The following is a 15,115-nucleotide window of genomic DNA, read 5'->3' as shown; positions in this document are numbered from 1 at the left end:
AAAAATTGCCTCATGCCACAGAGCTTGGAACGTGTCATACTTTGCCAGCGATCGGGGCGTTGGGACGTTTTCCGAGGCCTGAGGAGGGCCGATGGGGGGAAATGGCCGTTTAGCGCGGATTTGTGCCGTGGCTTTGGCCGGAATTCTTGTCGTTTGCGGGGGACCCGCGCTGGCTGTGCAGTACCCCCAGGACAGGGTGGTCTCCGCCAATCCGGTCGACTGGACGCCCCACGTCCTGGACGGCCAGGTCAACGCCGTGGTGCAGATCGGCAACCGGGTCTTCGTCGGGGGCAGCTTCACTCAGGTGCGCGAGTTCGACAGCGCCACCGTACAGACGCGTAACCGGCTCTTCGCCTTCAACGCCGCGACCGGGCGCCTGGACACGGCCTTCGTGCCCAACATGAACAACGAGGTCAGGACCCTGCTCCCGGCCCCGGGCGGGCAGTCCATCTACGCGGGCGGCTCCTTCAGCACGGTCAACGGCGCCACCAACCGCATCCTGACCAGGCTCAACACCACGACCGGGCAGGCACTGCCGGGCTTCGTGCCCAACTTCAGCGCCCGGGTGCTCGACCTGCGCCTGGCCGGCGGCCGCCTCTACGTCGGCGGCGCCTTCGCCACCGTCAACGGCCAGCAGCAGGCCGCCCTGGCCACGATCGACCCCGACACCGGCGCCTTCGACCCGTACGTCGGCCTCCAGTTCGCCGGGACCCAGAACGGCGGCACGACGCAGATCCTGAAGATGGACGTCACGCCGGACGAGACGAGGCTCGTGGCGGTGGGCAACTTCGCCACCGTCGACGGCCAGAACCGCAGGCAGCTCGTCCAGTTCGATCTGACCGGCCCCAGCGCCACCCTCGCCGACTGGGACACCACGCGCTACACGGCCACCTGTTCCAGCTCGTTCAACACCTACATGCGCGACGTCGACTACTCGCCCGACGGCCGCTTCTTCGTGGTCACCACCACGGGCGCCTACTCCGGCGGGCCGCCGAGGCTCTGCGACACCCACGCCCGCTGGGAGACCTACGCGACCGGCGCGAACCTCAACCCGACGTGGATCAACTACACCGGCGGCGACACCAGCTACGCGGTGTCCGTCACCCCCCAGGCCGTGTACGTCGGCGGCCACTTCCGCTGGGCCAACAACCCCTTCCGCGGCGACGCGGCGGGGCAGGGCGCGGTGCCGAGAGCCGGCATCGCCGCGCTCGACCCGGTGAGCGGCATCCCGCTGACCTGGAACCCGGGACGCACGCTGGGCGTCGGCGTCTTCGACCTCACGGCCACCCCGACCGGCCTGTGGCTCGGCAGCGACACCGACCGGGTCAACGGCGAGTTCCACGCCCGGCTGGCGATGTTCCCGCTGGCCGGTGGCACGATCGTGCTGCCACCTTCGGCGGGCGCGCTGCCCGGCGACGTCTACCAGGCGGGAGCCGGCGGCACCGACGCCGTGCAGCGGCGTTCCTACGACGGCGCCACGGCCGGCCCCGTCCAGCCGGTGGACGGTGGCGGCATCGCCTGGTCGGGCGCCAGGGGCACGGTCATGCTGAGCGGCCGGCTCTACACCGCCTGGTCGGACGGCAAGCTCTACAGGCGCACCTTCAACGGCACCGCGTTCGGGGCGCCGAGCGAGGTCAACCTCTATGGGCTGACCGACTTCGCCACCGACATGCAGAACATGACCGGCATGTTCTACCACGCGGGCCGGCTCTACTTCACCCGCACCGGCCAGAGCTCGCTCTACTACCGGGGCTTCTCACCGGAGAGCGACATCGTCGGGGCGCAGCGCACGACCGCCACCGGCAACATCACCGGGCTCAACTTCTCGCGGGTCGGCGGCATGTTCCTGGCCGGCGACAAGCTCTACCTCAGCGACAGCGTCGACGGCCGGCTCCTGCGCGCCGACTTCGCTGGCGGCCTGCCCGTGGCGGGCACGGTGGTGGCCGTCAGCGGTCCCGCGATCGACGGCGTCGACTGGCGGCAGAGAGGGCTGTTCCTGTACGCCCCGGCGGGCGCCACCGAGCCCAACAGGCCACCGGTGGCCGCGCTCACCACCTCGTGCGCCGACCTGTCGTGCACGGTGCGCAACACCGGCTCCGCCGATCCCGACGGCACGATCGTCGCCACGACCTGGAACTTCGGCGACGGCACGACGGCCACCGGCGCGCTGGCCGCCCACACCTTCCCGGGAAGCGGCACGTACCCGATCTCGGTGACCGTGACGGACGACCGAGGGGGCACCGCGACCGCGACGGCCACCGTCACGGTGCAGGGCGCCAACCAGGCGCCCATCGCCGACTTCGCGGTGATGTGCACCGAGCTGGCCTGCACCTTCGACGGCAGCCCGTCGTCGGATCCCGACGGCTCCATCACCGGCTACGCCTGGGACTTCGGCGACGCGTCGGGCGGCACCGGGCAGTCCTCCTCGCACACCTACGGCGCGCCCGGCACCTACCCGGTGAAGCTCACCGTGACCGACAACTCCGGCGCCGCGCACACGGTCACCAAGAGCATCTCGGTGGTCCAGAACACCGGCGAGATCCAGTTCGTCGGCATGGCGAGGACGAGCGGCAACCAGCAGACGCACGCCCTCACCGTCCCCGCCGCCGTGGCCGGAGGCGACGGCCTGCTGCTCTTCCTCACCGTCAACACCACCGTCACGATGCCGGACCCGGCGGGCGTGACCGGCTGGACGGTCGTGGGCACCCGCGACAACGGCGGCGTGCTCACCAAGGTGTGGAAGAAGGTGGCCGCGCCCGAGGACGGCGGCGACCCGCTCTCCGTCACCCTCTCCGGACTCGCGAAGGGCGACCTCACCCTGGTCGCCTACCGGGGCACCGGCAACCAGGTGGTCGCCGCCCACGAGTCGGTCAACGAGACCGTCACACGGGCGGAGCACACCACGCCCGCCGTCGCCGTCACGACGCCCGGCAGCTGGGTCGTGTCCTACTGGGGCGAGAAGTCGTCGGCCACCACGACGCTCGCCCCGCCCGCCGGTGAGACGGTCAGGTCCGCGCAGAGTGGCACCGGAAACGGCAGGATCACCAGCCTGCTCACCGACAGCGGAGCGCAGGTGGCGACGGGCACCAGATCGGGCCTGACCGCGACCGCCGACTCCGCGAGCCTCAGAGCCACCATGTGGAGCCTCGTCATCGCTCCATAGGCGGAATCGCACCGGATGCCCCTCTGACCGCCGGGTCACGGGGGCCTCCGATGCCGCAAGCACGGGGGATCACGTTCAATTCAGCTCCAAGGAGGGTCCCGATGGGGGGACGCAAACGCGGCCTCGCCGTGGGCGGCGCGTTCTTGTGCGCGCTCGTCATGGTGTGGAGCGGTCCAGTCAACGCGGTGCAGGCGCCACATGACAAGATCGTGTCAGACAACCCGGTCAACTACACCCCGCACGTGCTCGACGGGTTCGTCAACGCCGTCGTCCAGATCGGGAACAAGGTCTATGTCGGCGGTGAGTTCACCCAGGTCCAGGAGGACGACAGCCCCACCGTCCTGACCCGCAACAGCCTCTTCGCGTTCGACCCGGTCACCGGAGCGATCGACACCACGTTCACGCCGAGCGTGGACGGCGAGGTCAGAGCCCTCCTGCCCGCTCCGGACGGTGCGTCCGTCTACGTGGGAGGCGCGTTCGGGCAGGTGAACGGCGTCACCAACCGCCGCCTCACCCGGCTCAGCACCACCGACGGCGTCGCGCTGCCGGGCTTCACGCCGTCGGTCGACGCCCGCGTCAACGACCTGCGCCTGGCGGGCGGCAAACTCTACGTCGCGGGCGCGTTCACCACCGTGGACGGCCAGCCCCAGGCGGCGCTCGCCACGCTGAACCCGGCCACCGGGGCCCGCGACGCCTACTACGACCTCGCCGTCTCCGGCACCCACGACGGCGGCACCACCGCCGTGCTGAAGATGGACGTCACCCCCGACGAGACCCGCCTGGTCGCCGTCGGCAACTTCACCACCGTCGGCGGTCAGGCGCGGCGTCAGATCGTCCAGGTCGACCTCACCGGTCCGGCGGCGGCCCTGGCCAACTGGCAGACCACCCGCTTCGCCGACGCCTGCTCCAGCGCCTTCGACAGCTACATGCGTGACGTCGACTACTCGCCGGACGGCCGCTTCTTCGTGGTCACCACCACGGGGGCGTACTCGGGCGGCCCGCCGAGGCTGTGCGACACCCAGACCCGATGGGAGACGTACGCCACGGGCACCGGCCAGAACCCGACCTGGGCCAACTACACCGGCGGCGACACCACGTACGCGGTCGGCGTCACCTCGAAGGCGGTCTACATCGGCGGCCACTTCCGCTGGCTGAACAACCCCTTCGCCGCTGACAACGCCGGCCCCGGATCCGTCAGCCGGGAGGGCATCGCCGCGCTCGACCCGCGCACCGGCCTGCCGTTCACCTGGAACCCGGGCCGGACCCTGGGAGTCGGCGTGTTCGACCTGACCGCCACCCCGCAGGGGCTGTGGGTCGGCAGCGACACCGACCGCATCGGCAACTGGGAGTATCACGGCCGCCTGGCCCTCTTCCCGCACACCGGCGGGGCCACCGTGACCAGGCCGTTCCAGGGCGAACTGCCCGCCACCCTGTACCAGGCGGGCCTCGGCTCCATCATCGTCAACGACAACGTCCAGCAGCGGAGCTACGACGGCACCACGCTGGGCACGGTGACGTCCGCGCCCAACGGCGGCCTCGACTGGTCCAGCTCCCGCGGCGCCTTCATGCTCAGCGGGCAGCTCTACACCGGCTGGTCCGACGGCAAGTTCTACAAGCGGACGTTCGACGGGACCACCTTCGGCACCGCGGCCGAGGTCAACCTCAACGGCCTGACCGATTTCGGGTCGGACCTGCAGAACGCCACCGCGATGTTCTACGCGAACGGGCGGATCTACTTCACCCGCAGCGGCCAGTCCTCGCTCTACTACCGCTGGTTCAACACCGAGAGCGAGATCGTCGGCGCCCAGCGCTTCACCGCCAGCGCGAACGTCTCCGGCATCGACTTCAGCCGGGTCGGCGGGATGTTCCTGTCGGGCGGCAAGCTGTACTTCACCGACCGCGTGTCCAACAACTTCCGCCGGATCGACTTCACCGGCGGCGCGCCGGTGGCGGGCACCGCGGTGACGCTCAGCAGCTCCGGCGAATGGCGTCAGCGCGGCCTGTTCCTGTACTCACCGGCGGGGGCGACCCCGCCCAACGCGGGCCCCACGGCGGCGCTCCAGGTGTCGTGCACCGACCTCGCCTGCACCGCCCGCAACACCGGATCGCTGGACCCCGACGGCACCCTGGTGGCCACGGCGTGGGACTTCGGTGACGGCGGCACCGGCACCGGCGCGGTCGCCCCGCACACCTACGCGGCGCCCGGCACCTACCCGGTCACCGTGACCGTGACCGACGAGCAGGGGGCCACGGCCACCGCCACGCAGAACGTCACCGTCCTCGGCGCGAACCAGCCGCCGACGGCCGACTTCGCGGCCACCTGCACCGCCCTGGCCTGCGACTTCGACGCGAGCCTCGCCTCCGACCCGGACGGTTCCATCGTCTCCTACGCCTGGGAGTACGGAGACTCCGCCACGGGGACGGGCCAGTCGGCCTCGCACACCTACGCCGCGGCCGGCTCGTACAACGTGAAGCTGACCGTGACCGACGACAGGGGCGGCACGCACGCGGTGACGAAGACCTTCACCGTGGCCCCGGCCTCGGCGAACATCCAGTACGTCGGCCAGGCGGCGGTCAACGGCAACCAGGTGACCCACACCGTCACGGTGCCGGCCGGCGTCGCGGGCGGCGACGGGATGCTGCTGTTCATGACCGTCAACAGCTCCGGCGTGACGATCCCCGATCCGACCGGCGTGACCGGGTGGACCCTCGTCGACACCAAGGACAACGGGGGAGTCGTCACCAAGGTGTGGAAGAAGGTGGCCTCACCCGAGGACGGCGGCGATCCGCTCTCGGTCACGCTGTCGGCGCAGTCCAAGGCGGATCTGACCCTCGTCGCCTACCGCGGCGTGTCGGCGAACGTCCTGCAGGGGTACTCGGGCGTCATCGAGACGGTCACCCAGGCCGCCCACACCACTCCGTCCATCGGGGTGACCGGCTCGGCGAGCTGGGTCGTGTCCTACTGGGGTGAGAAGTCCTCGGCCACCACGGCCTGGACCGCTCCGGCGGGGGAGACCGTGCGCTCCACCCTGGTCGGCACCGGATCGGGGCGGGTGGCCAGCCTGGTGACCGACGGCAACGCGCCGGCCGCCCCGGGCACCCACGCCGGTCTCACCGCCACGGCCGACTCCGCGAGCCTGCGCGCCACCATGTGGAGCCTGGTCCTGGAGCCCACCCCGTGAACCGGCCGGCTGTGACCGGCCGACCGTGAACCGGCCGATGTGACCGGCCGACCGTGAACCGGCCGATGTGACCGGCTGATCGAACACGAACGGGCCGCCTCTCCGGCGGCCCGTTCCGCGTTCCCGGGTCTCGTTCCCGGGTCGCGTTCCCGGGTCTCGTTTGCCGGATCGTGTCAGCCGGCGAGGCCGTGGCCGTCCGTGCCGGACCGCCTGGCGCACACCGGGCAGTTGGTCCGCCGGTCGCGCCGATGGTGGCAGCGGCCGCGTCGCGCGTGGCCGTGGCCCGAGGTCGGCGCCGCGACGAGCGCGGGGTCGCTGCTCAGGATCGCCAGCTGCAACCGGCGCAGCTCCGGTGAGGGCTCCAGGCCCAGCTCGCTGCTGAGGATCCGCCGGCCGTCCTGGTACACCTCCAGGGCCTCCGCCTGGCGGCCGGTCGCGTACAGGGCGATCATGAGCTGGCCGCGGAACCGCTCCTGGAGCGGATACTCCCTGACCAGGACCGTCAGCTCCCCGATGAGACCGGTGTGCCGGCGCAGCCGGAGGTCGGCGTCGACGCGGTCGGCCAGCGCGGCGAGGCGCTCCTCTTCCAGCCGGGTGGCGTGCAGTCGCAGCAGCGGGATGTCGTGCAGGCCGGACAGGGCCGGCCCGCGCCAGTTGTCGAGACCGGCCCGGAGCAGGTCGCTGCCCTTGGCGAGGTCCTTCGCGCCGAGGGCCCGGCGTCCCCGGCGGACGAGCGCCTCGAACCTCCAGGCGTCGACGGCGTCGCCGGGCAGGCGCATGAGGTAGCCGGTCGACTCGTGCGTGATCGGCACTCCCGCTCCGAGGGTCTGCCTGAGGCGGTGGATCTGGAGCCGGAGGCGTCCGGCGCCCGCCTCACCCGCGTCGGTCCCCCAGAGGGCGTCGACGAGGGTGTCGCTGCCCGCCACCGTGCCCCGGTGGCAGAGCAGCATGGCGAGCAGGCTGCGCTGTTTGATCGATCGGAGGGGTAATTGATCGTCCCCATCCCGCACTTCCAGCGCACCCAGAATGCCGAATTGCATGGGTCTCCCCCCGTGCGTGTCAGCTTATTACGACCCAAGGAAGGATATTGGGTCCGATCGTCTTGTGAAACGTTGACCGGGAAATCGCGATGAAACCGTCGAGAAACTGTCGGTAATCAGAATCGAGGCTTGGCCGGTGACATATCCGCTGGCCGTATTCCGCTTTCGCGGCCGGGAAGTCAGGTGGGATGAAAATGAGTAACATTCAGCGAATCGGATTCGCGCGACCCCGCAACTGGGCGGTCATGGCCGGGTCGGCACTGGCGATGTGCGGCCTTTTCACGGCCAATTCCCAGGCGGCCGTGACCACGGCCGCGGACGAGCCCGGCAAGGCGCACGCCTTTCCGATCAAGGCACCGGTGGCGCGTCCGAAGGCGGACAGGCTCGGCCCGCTCCCCACGATGACGGGCACCGTGCCCGTGCAGCGGTCCACGACGGTCGCCCGGACCAGCGCCGCGCTCACCGCCGCCGCCAACGACCGGGTGGGGCTGCGCGCCCTGGTCGTCGCCGTTGACGAGGACGACTGGGGCGTCGCGACCTGGAAGTCCGTACTCGACCGCGTGGGCGCGGCGTACGACGTGCTCTACACCCGCACCCAACCGCTCACCGCGCAGAGCCTGCTCCAGGGCGACGGCACCGGCCGCTACAACGCGATCCTGCTGACCAACAACTCGCTGCTGCACCCCGACGGCGACGGCGGTTTCGTCAGCGGGCTCGACACCGCAGAATGGAACGTTCTATGGGCCTACGAGCGTGACTTCGGGGTGCGCCAGGCCTCCCTCTACACCGCGTACGGGACCTTCCCCGAGGACTACTGCCTGCGCGCGGGCAGCGAAGGGGGCGTCGGCGACACCCCGATCAGCACCCAGCTGACCACGGCCGGCGCGGGCGTCTTCGACTACCTCAAGTCGGGCGTCAACGTGCCGATCTCGCTGTCCTACGTCTACCGCGGCGCCATCGCCGCGGGCTGCTCGGCCGACCCCGTCATCACCGCGGGCGGCGACGTGCTGGGCGTGCGCAGCACCTCGACCGACGGTCGCGAGCGGATGGCCCTCACCTTCACCTCCAACCAGTATCTGCCGCAGGCCGACCTGCTCACCTACGGCCTGTTCCGCTGGGCCACCCGAGGTCTTTTCCTGGGCGAGCAGCGCCACTACCTCAACGCCGACGTGGACGACTGGTTCAGCTACACCGACCACCTGAAGGCCGACGGCACCCTCGACACCGACCCGGGCTTCCGGCTGACCAGGTCGGACGCGGTCGCTTTCTACAACCGGCAGAACAGCTTCCGCTCGGCCAACTCGCTGGCCTCCGCCTTCAAGCTGAACATCGCCTACAACGGCGAGGGCGCCGAGCTGCTCTCCCTGCCGACGTGCCTGCTCAACCTGCCCGTCCTCGACGGGCTGACCTCCTACTCGCGCTGCCGCGCCTCGTCCTTCACCTGGATCAACCACACGTTCTCGCACCCGAAGATGAACTCGACGGACTACGGGACCAACTACTCCGAGATCCAGGCCAACCGCACCAGGGCCGGGCTCCTCGGGCTGAGCGTGGACCCGAAGGTCCTCAAGACCGGCGAATACTCCGGCCTCGGCGTCTACCACCCCGACCCTGACAACGACATCGACCCGCCCACCGACCACGGGCTGGGCGCCTCCAACCCCGAGCTGCTGCGCGCGGCCAAGGACCTCGGCGTGAAGTACCTGCACGGCAACATGTCCTTCAACAGCCACAAGCCGTCGTGCTTCAACTGCGGCATCTACCACCCACTGGAGCCCGCCGTCATGGTGGTGCCCGACTGGCCCACCAACATCGCCTACCACACGACGACGCCGGACGAGGAGACGCTCTTCTACAACTCCTACTACGGGCCGTCGGGCAAGTTCCCCTACTGGCCGGCCAACCAGACCTACGCGCAGATCATCGGGCACGAGAGTGACGTGGCGATGCAGCACGTCATGTCCGGCTCGGTCTACACGCACACCTTCCACCAGGGCAACGCGCGTGACTACGGCTCGGGCAAGAGCCTCGTCTTCGACTGGCTGGAGGCCGTGGCGGCCAAGTACAACTCCTACTACAAGGTGCCACTGCTCACCCCCAACTGGGGCACCCTGGCCGAATACACCGAGAACCGCACCAAGCACTTCGCCGGCCTCGGCAACGTGAACGCTGTCTACGACCGCGTGGCCGACACGGTCACCTTCACCTCCACCGCCGCCACCACCGTCTTCGCCACCAACGCCGCGGTCGCCGGCGCGACGGCGTACGGCACCGACACCGTCGGCCAGGTCACGCTGGCCGCGGGCACCCCTGTCACCGTCGCCGCGAGCGTTCGCCCGTGAAGGTGACGTTCGTCTCGGAGGGCACCTACCCTTTCGCGATGGGCGGGGTGAGCGTCTGGATGGACCAGCTCATCCGGGGTATGCCCGCCTACCGGTGGGACGTGGTCACGATGACCGTGGACGGCGCCGAACGGCCCGTCTGGGACCTGCCGGACAATCTCGACCAGGTCATCTCCATGCCGTTGTGGAAGACCGACTACCGGCGCTCCCCGCGGGCGCCGGGCCCGGCCTTCGAGCAGGCGTACGAACGTTTCCTCCACATGGTGCTGACCCCGGCGGTCATGGGCGCGGGCAGCGCGGAGTTCCTGGAGGTGCTGGAGGCGCTCTTCAGGTACGCCCACGCGGGCGGTGACCTGGCCGGCGCGCTCACCACCAACGAGTCGCTGACCCAGCTCATGGACTCGTGGTACTGGAACAGGACAGACGGGATCAACCTGGCCGACGCGATCACCGCCGGCCATCTCATGGGTCACATGCTGCGTCCGCTGGCCGAGCCGCCGCTGCGCACCGACCTGACCCATGTGGCGATGAACGGCCTGAGCATGCTCGTCGCGATGGTCGCCAAATGGCAGTACGGGACCCCCATCGTGCTGTCCGAGCACGGCGTCTACCTGAGGGAGAGATACCTGCAGTACGTCAACGAGCCGGTCTCGCACGCGGTCCGGGTGCTCCTGCTCAGCTTCTTCCGGAGGCTGGCGGGAGCCTCGTACGTCGCGGCCGACCGCATCGCGCCCCACTCCTCGTACAACAAACGCTGGCAGATCCACAACGGCGCCGATCCCGACCGGATCCGCATCATGTACAACGGCGTCGACCCCTACGACTTCCCGCTGGCCGAGACGGAGCCCGAGACGCCGACGCTGGTCTTCATGGGCCGGGTGGACCCGCTGAAGGACCTGCACACGCTGATCCGGGCGTTCGCCATCGTCCGGGACAAGATCCCGGACGCCCGGCTGAGCATCTTCGGCGGCGTGCCCTTCGGCAACGAGTCCTACAAGGAGAGCTGCGCCGCGCTCGTCGCCGAGCTGGGGCTGCAGGACTCCGCCATCTTCGAGGGCCGGGTGTCCAGCCCGGTCGACGCCTACCACGCGGGCCACGTGGTGATGCTCACCAGCATCTCCGAGGGCTTTCCCTACACCGTGGTCGAGGCCATGGCCTGCGGCCGGCCGGTGGTGTGCACCAACGTCGGCGGGGTCGCCGAGGCGGTGGCCGACGCCGGTTTCGTGGTGCCGCCCCGTGACCACGTGGCCGTCGCCGACGCCGCGGTCCGCCTGCTGAAGGACGCCGTCCTGCGCCGCAGGCTGGGGGCGATCGCCCGGGGCCGGGTGCTCGACCGCTTCACGTTGCGGCAGTCGCTGGACGACTACCGCAGCGTCTACGAGGAGCTCATCCCGGTCGGCGGCGGCCCGGAGGCCCACGGATGACGACCCTCGCGCCCGATGAGGGCGCGGCCCGCCTCGACGAGCTGATCCAACCTCTGGGCACGCGCGTCTTCAGGGCCGTCGAACCCCTGCAGATGGCCGCCATCCTGGAGTCCGAAGGTCTCAACGACAAGATCGCCCGCGAGAGGTACGGCCATCCCGACGTGTTCTCGCTGGCCGAGGCGGCCTATGGGCGCGTCGCGCTCATGGAGCCGCCCCGGCCGCCCGCCGCGCCGGTGCTCCGGCAGGCCCGTCCGGCCGCGCAGATGGCGCACGGGCTGCTGTACGCGCTGCCCGCCGCCCTGCTGCCCGCCGCCTCGGGGCTCGTGGGCCCGCAGTGGCTGATGCCGGGGCTGGTCCTGACCACGGGGATCGGCTGGGTGATCGGCAGCGCCGCCGCGCAGATCGCCTACTCGCTGATCGGCCGCGGCTTCCCGCGCTCGGCCGGGCGGATGCTGCGGGCCGGGCTGGTGCTGGGCGTGAGCGCGGCGGTGCTCACGGCGACGGTGATCGCGGTGGTCAGGGACGGCCCGGTGTCGCTCGTCGCCCTCTGCGTGACGCAGATGGCGTTCCAGATCGCCTCCGGCATCCTGCTGTTCTACCGGCGCGAGGCGTGGCTCGCCATCATGATGCTGCCCGCCGTGCTCGCCGGGGTCGGCTACGTCGCCGTCGGCGAGGGCCCGGCCGGGCTCGTGGCGGTCTGCCTGGGCGTGGTCTGCGTCGCCGGCCTCGTGGGGGCGGCCATCCTGCTGACCCTGAGGGAGGGCGTCGCCGCCGACCCGCCCGCGAGCGAACCCCGGCTGCGGACGCTGCTCCGGGCCAACCTCGGCGGCCTGCTCCCGTCGTTCGTCTTCAGCCTGCTGAGCGCGATCTTCCTGCTCCAGGCCGAGGCCCGTTACGTCCTCGACCGGACCGACCTCGCCATCGCCGGCGCCGGGCTGGTCTTCGGCATGGGCGTGCTCGAATACCGGGCGCACCGCTTCCAGGACGAGGCCAGGACCCTGATCCGCGAGGTCTGCTACCCGGCCGAGTTCACCGAGCTGACCCGTGGACTGCTCGCCAGAGGGCTGCTGATCTGCCTGTCCGTGCTGTCCACGCTCGCCCTGCTGCCGCTCACGTTCCTGTACGCCACCGACGCGCTGTCGTACGGGGCCGCGGTCATGGCCGCCGCCCACGTCACCGTCGGCGGCTCCTACTTCGTCGCCTTCCTGCTGGCCAGCCAGGGGAAGGTGGCGCACCTGTGCCTGGCGCAGGGCCTGGCCCTCGCCGTTCATCCGGGTGGCCGCTGGCTGCTGCCCGACCCGCACTCCGCCCTGGCCGACGTGACGCTCTTCCTCACGGCCGGGCTCGTCTTCTTCACGGTGCTGCTCGTCCTCATGGCCCGGAGCCTCAGGGACGTCCAGCGGTATCGCTGACCCCGCAGAAGGGAACCGCAATGCACGTCGTCATTCTGGCCGGTGGCAAGGGTGTTCGCCTGCGTCCGTACACGTCGGCCCTGCCCAAACCGCTGGTGCCCATCGGCGAGGAGTACGCGATCCTCGACATCATCCTGCGGCAGCTCACCTCGCAGGGGTTCACCAACGCGACGCTCGCGGTGGGGCATCTCAGCCCGCTCATCCGCGCGTTCGTTGGCGACGGCTCCCGCTGGGGCCTGACGGTGGACTACACGGAGGAGGTCAAGCCACTGTCCACCATCGGCCCGTTGTTCCCGATCAGGGACCGGCTGCCCGACGACTTCCTGGTGATGAACGGCGACGTCCTCACCACGCTCAACTACGCCGAGCTGCTGACCCGGCACACCGGCTCGGGCATGCCGCTCACGGTCGCCACCTCGCCGCGCGTCGTGAAGATCGACTTCGGGGTGCTCGAAGCGCAGGGCGGGCGGATCGTCGGCTTCAGGGAGAAGCCCCTGCTCAGCTACCTGGTGAGCATGGGGGTCTACGCCCTGTCGCGTGAGACGATCGCGCACTACCAGGACGGCCTGCCGTTCGGCTTCGACGAGCTGGTGCTCGACCTGCTCGCGAAGGACACCCCGCCGGGCATCTACGAGTTCGACGGCTACTGGCTCGACATCGGGCGGCCCGACGACTACGACGAGGCCAACGCCCGGTTCGACGAGATCCGGCCGCAGCTGCTGCCGTCACCGGAGCGGGTGCGATGACCGGCGTCGTGCTGTTCGGCGCCACGGGGTTCCTGGGCCGCCAGGTGAAGGACCGGCTGGCGGCGGACTCCCGGGTGACCCAGCTGCTCTGTCCCGGCAGGGCCCGGCTCGACCTGCTCACGGCGTCGGTGGCCGACGTGGCCGACCTGCTGGCGGCGGTCCGGCCCTCGGTGGTGCTCAACTGCGTGGGCCGGCTGTCGGGCGGATACGACGAGCTGGTGCGCGGCAACGCCGGGGTCACCGCGCTCCTCATCGAGGCGATGGCCCAGGTGACGCCGAAGGCCAGGTTCGTCCGCCTGGGATCCGCCGCCGAGTACGGCCCGGCGCGGCCGGACCACTCGCTGCGCGAGCAGGACGCGGTGTGCCCGGTCAGCGCCTACGGCGTCAGCCACCTGGCCGGCACGCTCCTGGTCGAGCAGGCCGCCGCCGAGGGCAGGCTCGACGGCGCCTCGCTGCGGATCTTCAATCCCATCGGCCCCGGCATCAGCGGCGAGAGCGTGCTGGGCCGGGCCCGGACGCTCCTCGACCGGGCGGTCACGGACGGGCTCGATCGCATCGACCTGGGCCCGCTCGGCGCCTACCGCGATTTCGTGGACGTGCGTGACGTGGCCGAGGCGGTGGTGAGCGCGGGCTTCGCCGGCGAGCTGACCGAACGGGTCTTCAACGTCGGCAGCGGCGTCGCGGTCGCGGTCCGCGACGTGGTGGCGCTACTGGCCCAGGAGTCGGGGTTCGCGGGCGAGGTGCGGGAGAGCGCGCCGGGGTCGGCCCGGTCCCGGGCCGTCGACTGGAGCCGGGCCGACATCGGCCGGGCCCGGCAGGTGCTGGGCTGGCAGCCCCGGTTCCAACTCGGCGACTCGGTCAAGGCGATGGTGTGAGGGGAGCGGGGGTGCGTTCCTTCCTGCACGCGGGGGTCGCGATGGCCACGCTGGCATCCTGCGCGTCCTGTGCGACCGGCTCGCCGGCCGCCGGTCCTCGGGGGCTGGGCGAGATCTCCACGTTCACGTACGTCCTGGAGAAGTACCCGAAGGGCCGGCTGGACGAGCTGGCACGCGCGCCGCACCAGCTGGCCATCATCGATCTCTCCCGCGACGGCACGGTCAAGGGCTACTTCACCCGCGAGGAGATCGCCCGTCTGCGGGGCAGCGGCAAGAAGGTGCTCGCGTACTTCGAGATCGGCTCGATCGAGGAGTTCAGGACCGAGTACCGCCCGCTGCGTGACCGGCACGCCGACCTGCTGCTCAACGTCTGGAAGGACTGGCCGGACGAGCACTTCGTGAAGTACTGGGACCCGCGCTGGTGGGACCAGGTCGTCAGGCCCCGGGTCGACCAGGCGCTGCGGGCCGGCTTCGACGGGGTCTATCTCGACACCCCGCTGGCCTACGAGGAGATCGACCTGGCCCGGGTGCCGGGCCGCACCCGTGACCGCCTGGCCCGCGACATGGTCGACCTGATCGTCCGGATCAGCGCGTACGCCAAGCGGAGCCGCCCCGGCTTCGCCATCCTCCCGCAGAACTCCCCGGAGCTCCGGCACCACCCCGGATACACCCGGGCGATCGACGGGATCGGCATGGAGGAGCTGTTCTTCAAGGCGACGGACGATCCCTGCGACGAGGAATGGTGCGGCGAGAATCTCGCCAATGCCATGGCTCTGCACCGGCAAGGGAAAGTGGTGCTCGCGACCGACTACGCGAGTTCGGCGGCGAATGTCATGAATGCCTGTTCCCGTTATCGAAAACTCGGCATAGCGGGAAATGTCACCACAGTTGCCCTTGATCGCATCAGCCCGCCCTGTAGGTAAAACTAGCC

Annotated in this window: 9 protein-coding genes; 8 read left to right on the top strand and 1 reads right to left on the bottom strand. The window is 70.5% G+C overall.

Annotated features, from left to right (window positions below):
• The first annotated feature begins 175 nt into the window (after nucleotides 1-175).
• Complete coding sequence (locus AC5L3X_RS06160; RefSeq protein ID WP_494855668.1) at nucleotides 176-3,163, top strand: PKD domain-containing protein; 2,988 nt, start codon at nucleotides 176-178, stop codon at nucleotides 3,161-3,163.
• Between the two features lie 101 nt (nucleotides 3,164-3,264).
• Nucleotides 3,265-6,345, top strand: a complete 3,081-nt coding sequence (locus AC5L3X_RS06155) for a PKD domain-containing protein (RefSeq protein WP_494855667.1) — start codon at nucleotides 3,265-3,267, stop codon at nucleotides 6,343-6,345.
• 173 nt (nucleotides 6,346-6,518) lie between these two features.
• On the opposite strand, the gene AC5L3X_RS06150 is transcribed toward AC5L3X_RS06155, so the two are convergent.
• Nucleotides 6,519-7,385 carry an AfsR/SARP family transcriptional regulator gene (locus AC5L3X_RS06150; RefSeq protein ID WP_494855666.1) on the bottom strand — a complete coding sequence of 289 codons (867 nt, stop codon included), beginning with the start codon at nucleotides 7,383-7,385 and terminating at the stop codon, nucleotides 6,519-6,521.
• Nucleotides 7,386-7,579: 194 nt separating this feature from the next.
• On the opposite strand from AC5L3X_RS06150, the gene AC5L3X_RS06145 reads away from it, so the two are divergent.
• From AC5L3X_RS06145 to AC5L3X_RS06120, 6 genes are read left to right on the top strand one after another with little or no spacing between them, the layout of a single operon-like run.
• Nucleotides 7,580-9,727, top strand: a complete 2,148-nt coding sequence (locus AC5L3X_RS06145) for an Agd3-related carbohydrate deacetylase (RefSeq protein ID WP_494855665.1) — start codon at nucleotides 7,580-7,582, stop codon at nucleotides 9,725-9,727.
• Nucleotides 9,724-11,151 carry a GT4 family glycosyltransferase PelF gene (gene pelF / locus AC5L3X_RS06140; protein WP_494855663.1) on the top strand — a complete coding sequence of 476 codons (1,428 nt, stop codon included), beginning with the start codon at nucleotides 9,724-9,726 and terminating at the stop codon, nucleotides 11,149-11,151. The genes AC5L3X_RS06145 and pelF overlap by 4 nt, the downstream gene beginning before the upstream one ends.
• Nucleotides 11,148-12,563 carry a hypothetical protein gene (locus AC5L3X_RS06135; RefSeq protein WP_494855662.1) on the top strand — a complete coding sequence of 472 codons (1,416 nt, stop codon included), beginning with the start codon at nucleotides 11,148-11,150 and terminating at the stop codon, nucleotides 12,561-12,563. Before pelF ends, AC5L3X_RS06135 begins: the two co-directional genes overlap by 4 nt.
• Before the next feature lie 20 nt (nucleotides 12,564-12,583).
• Nucleotides 12,584-13,309, top strand: coding sequence for a sugar phosphate nucleotidyltransferase (locus AC5L3X_RS06130; RefSeq protein WP_494855661.1), 726 nt, complete (start codon nucleotides 12,584-12,586; stop codon nucleotides 13,307-13,309).
• A complete protein-coding gene (locus AC5L3X_RS06125; protein WP_494855660.1) occupies nucleotides 13,306-14,184 on the top strand; it encodes an NAD-dependent epimerase/dehydratase family protein in 879 nt (292 codons plus the stop codon). Before AC5L3X_RS06130 ends, AC5L3X_RS06125 begins: the two co-directional genes overlap by 4 nt.
• An 11-nt stretch (nucleotides 14,185-14,195) precedes the next feature.
• Nucleotides 14,196-15,107, top strand: a complete 912-nt coding sequence (locus AC5L3X_RS06120; RefSeq protein WP_494855658.1) for a glycoside hydrolase family 191 protein — start codon at nucleotides 14,196-14,198, stop codon at nucleotides 15,105-15,107.
• Nucleotides 15,108-15,115: the final 8 nt, after the last annotated feature.

It is taken from the genome of Nonomuraea sp. CX421, from assembly GCF_059358955.1.
Note: the sequence above shows the minus strand (reverse complement) of the source record. Positions and strands in the feature narration are given on the sequence as shown.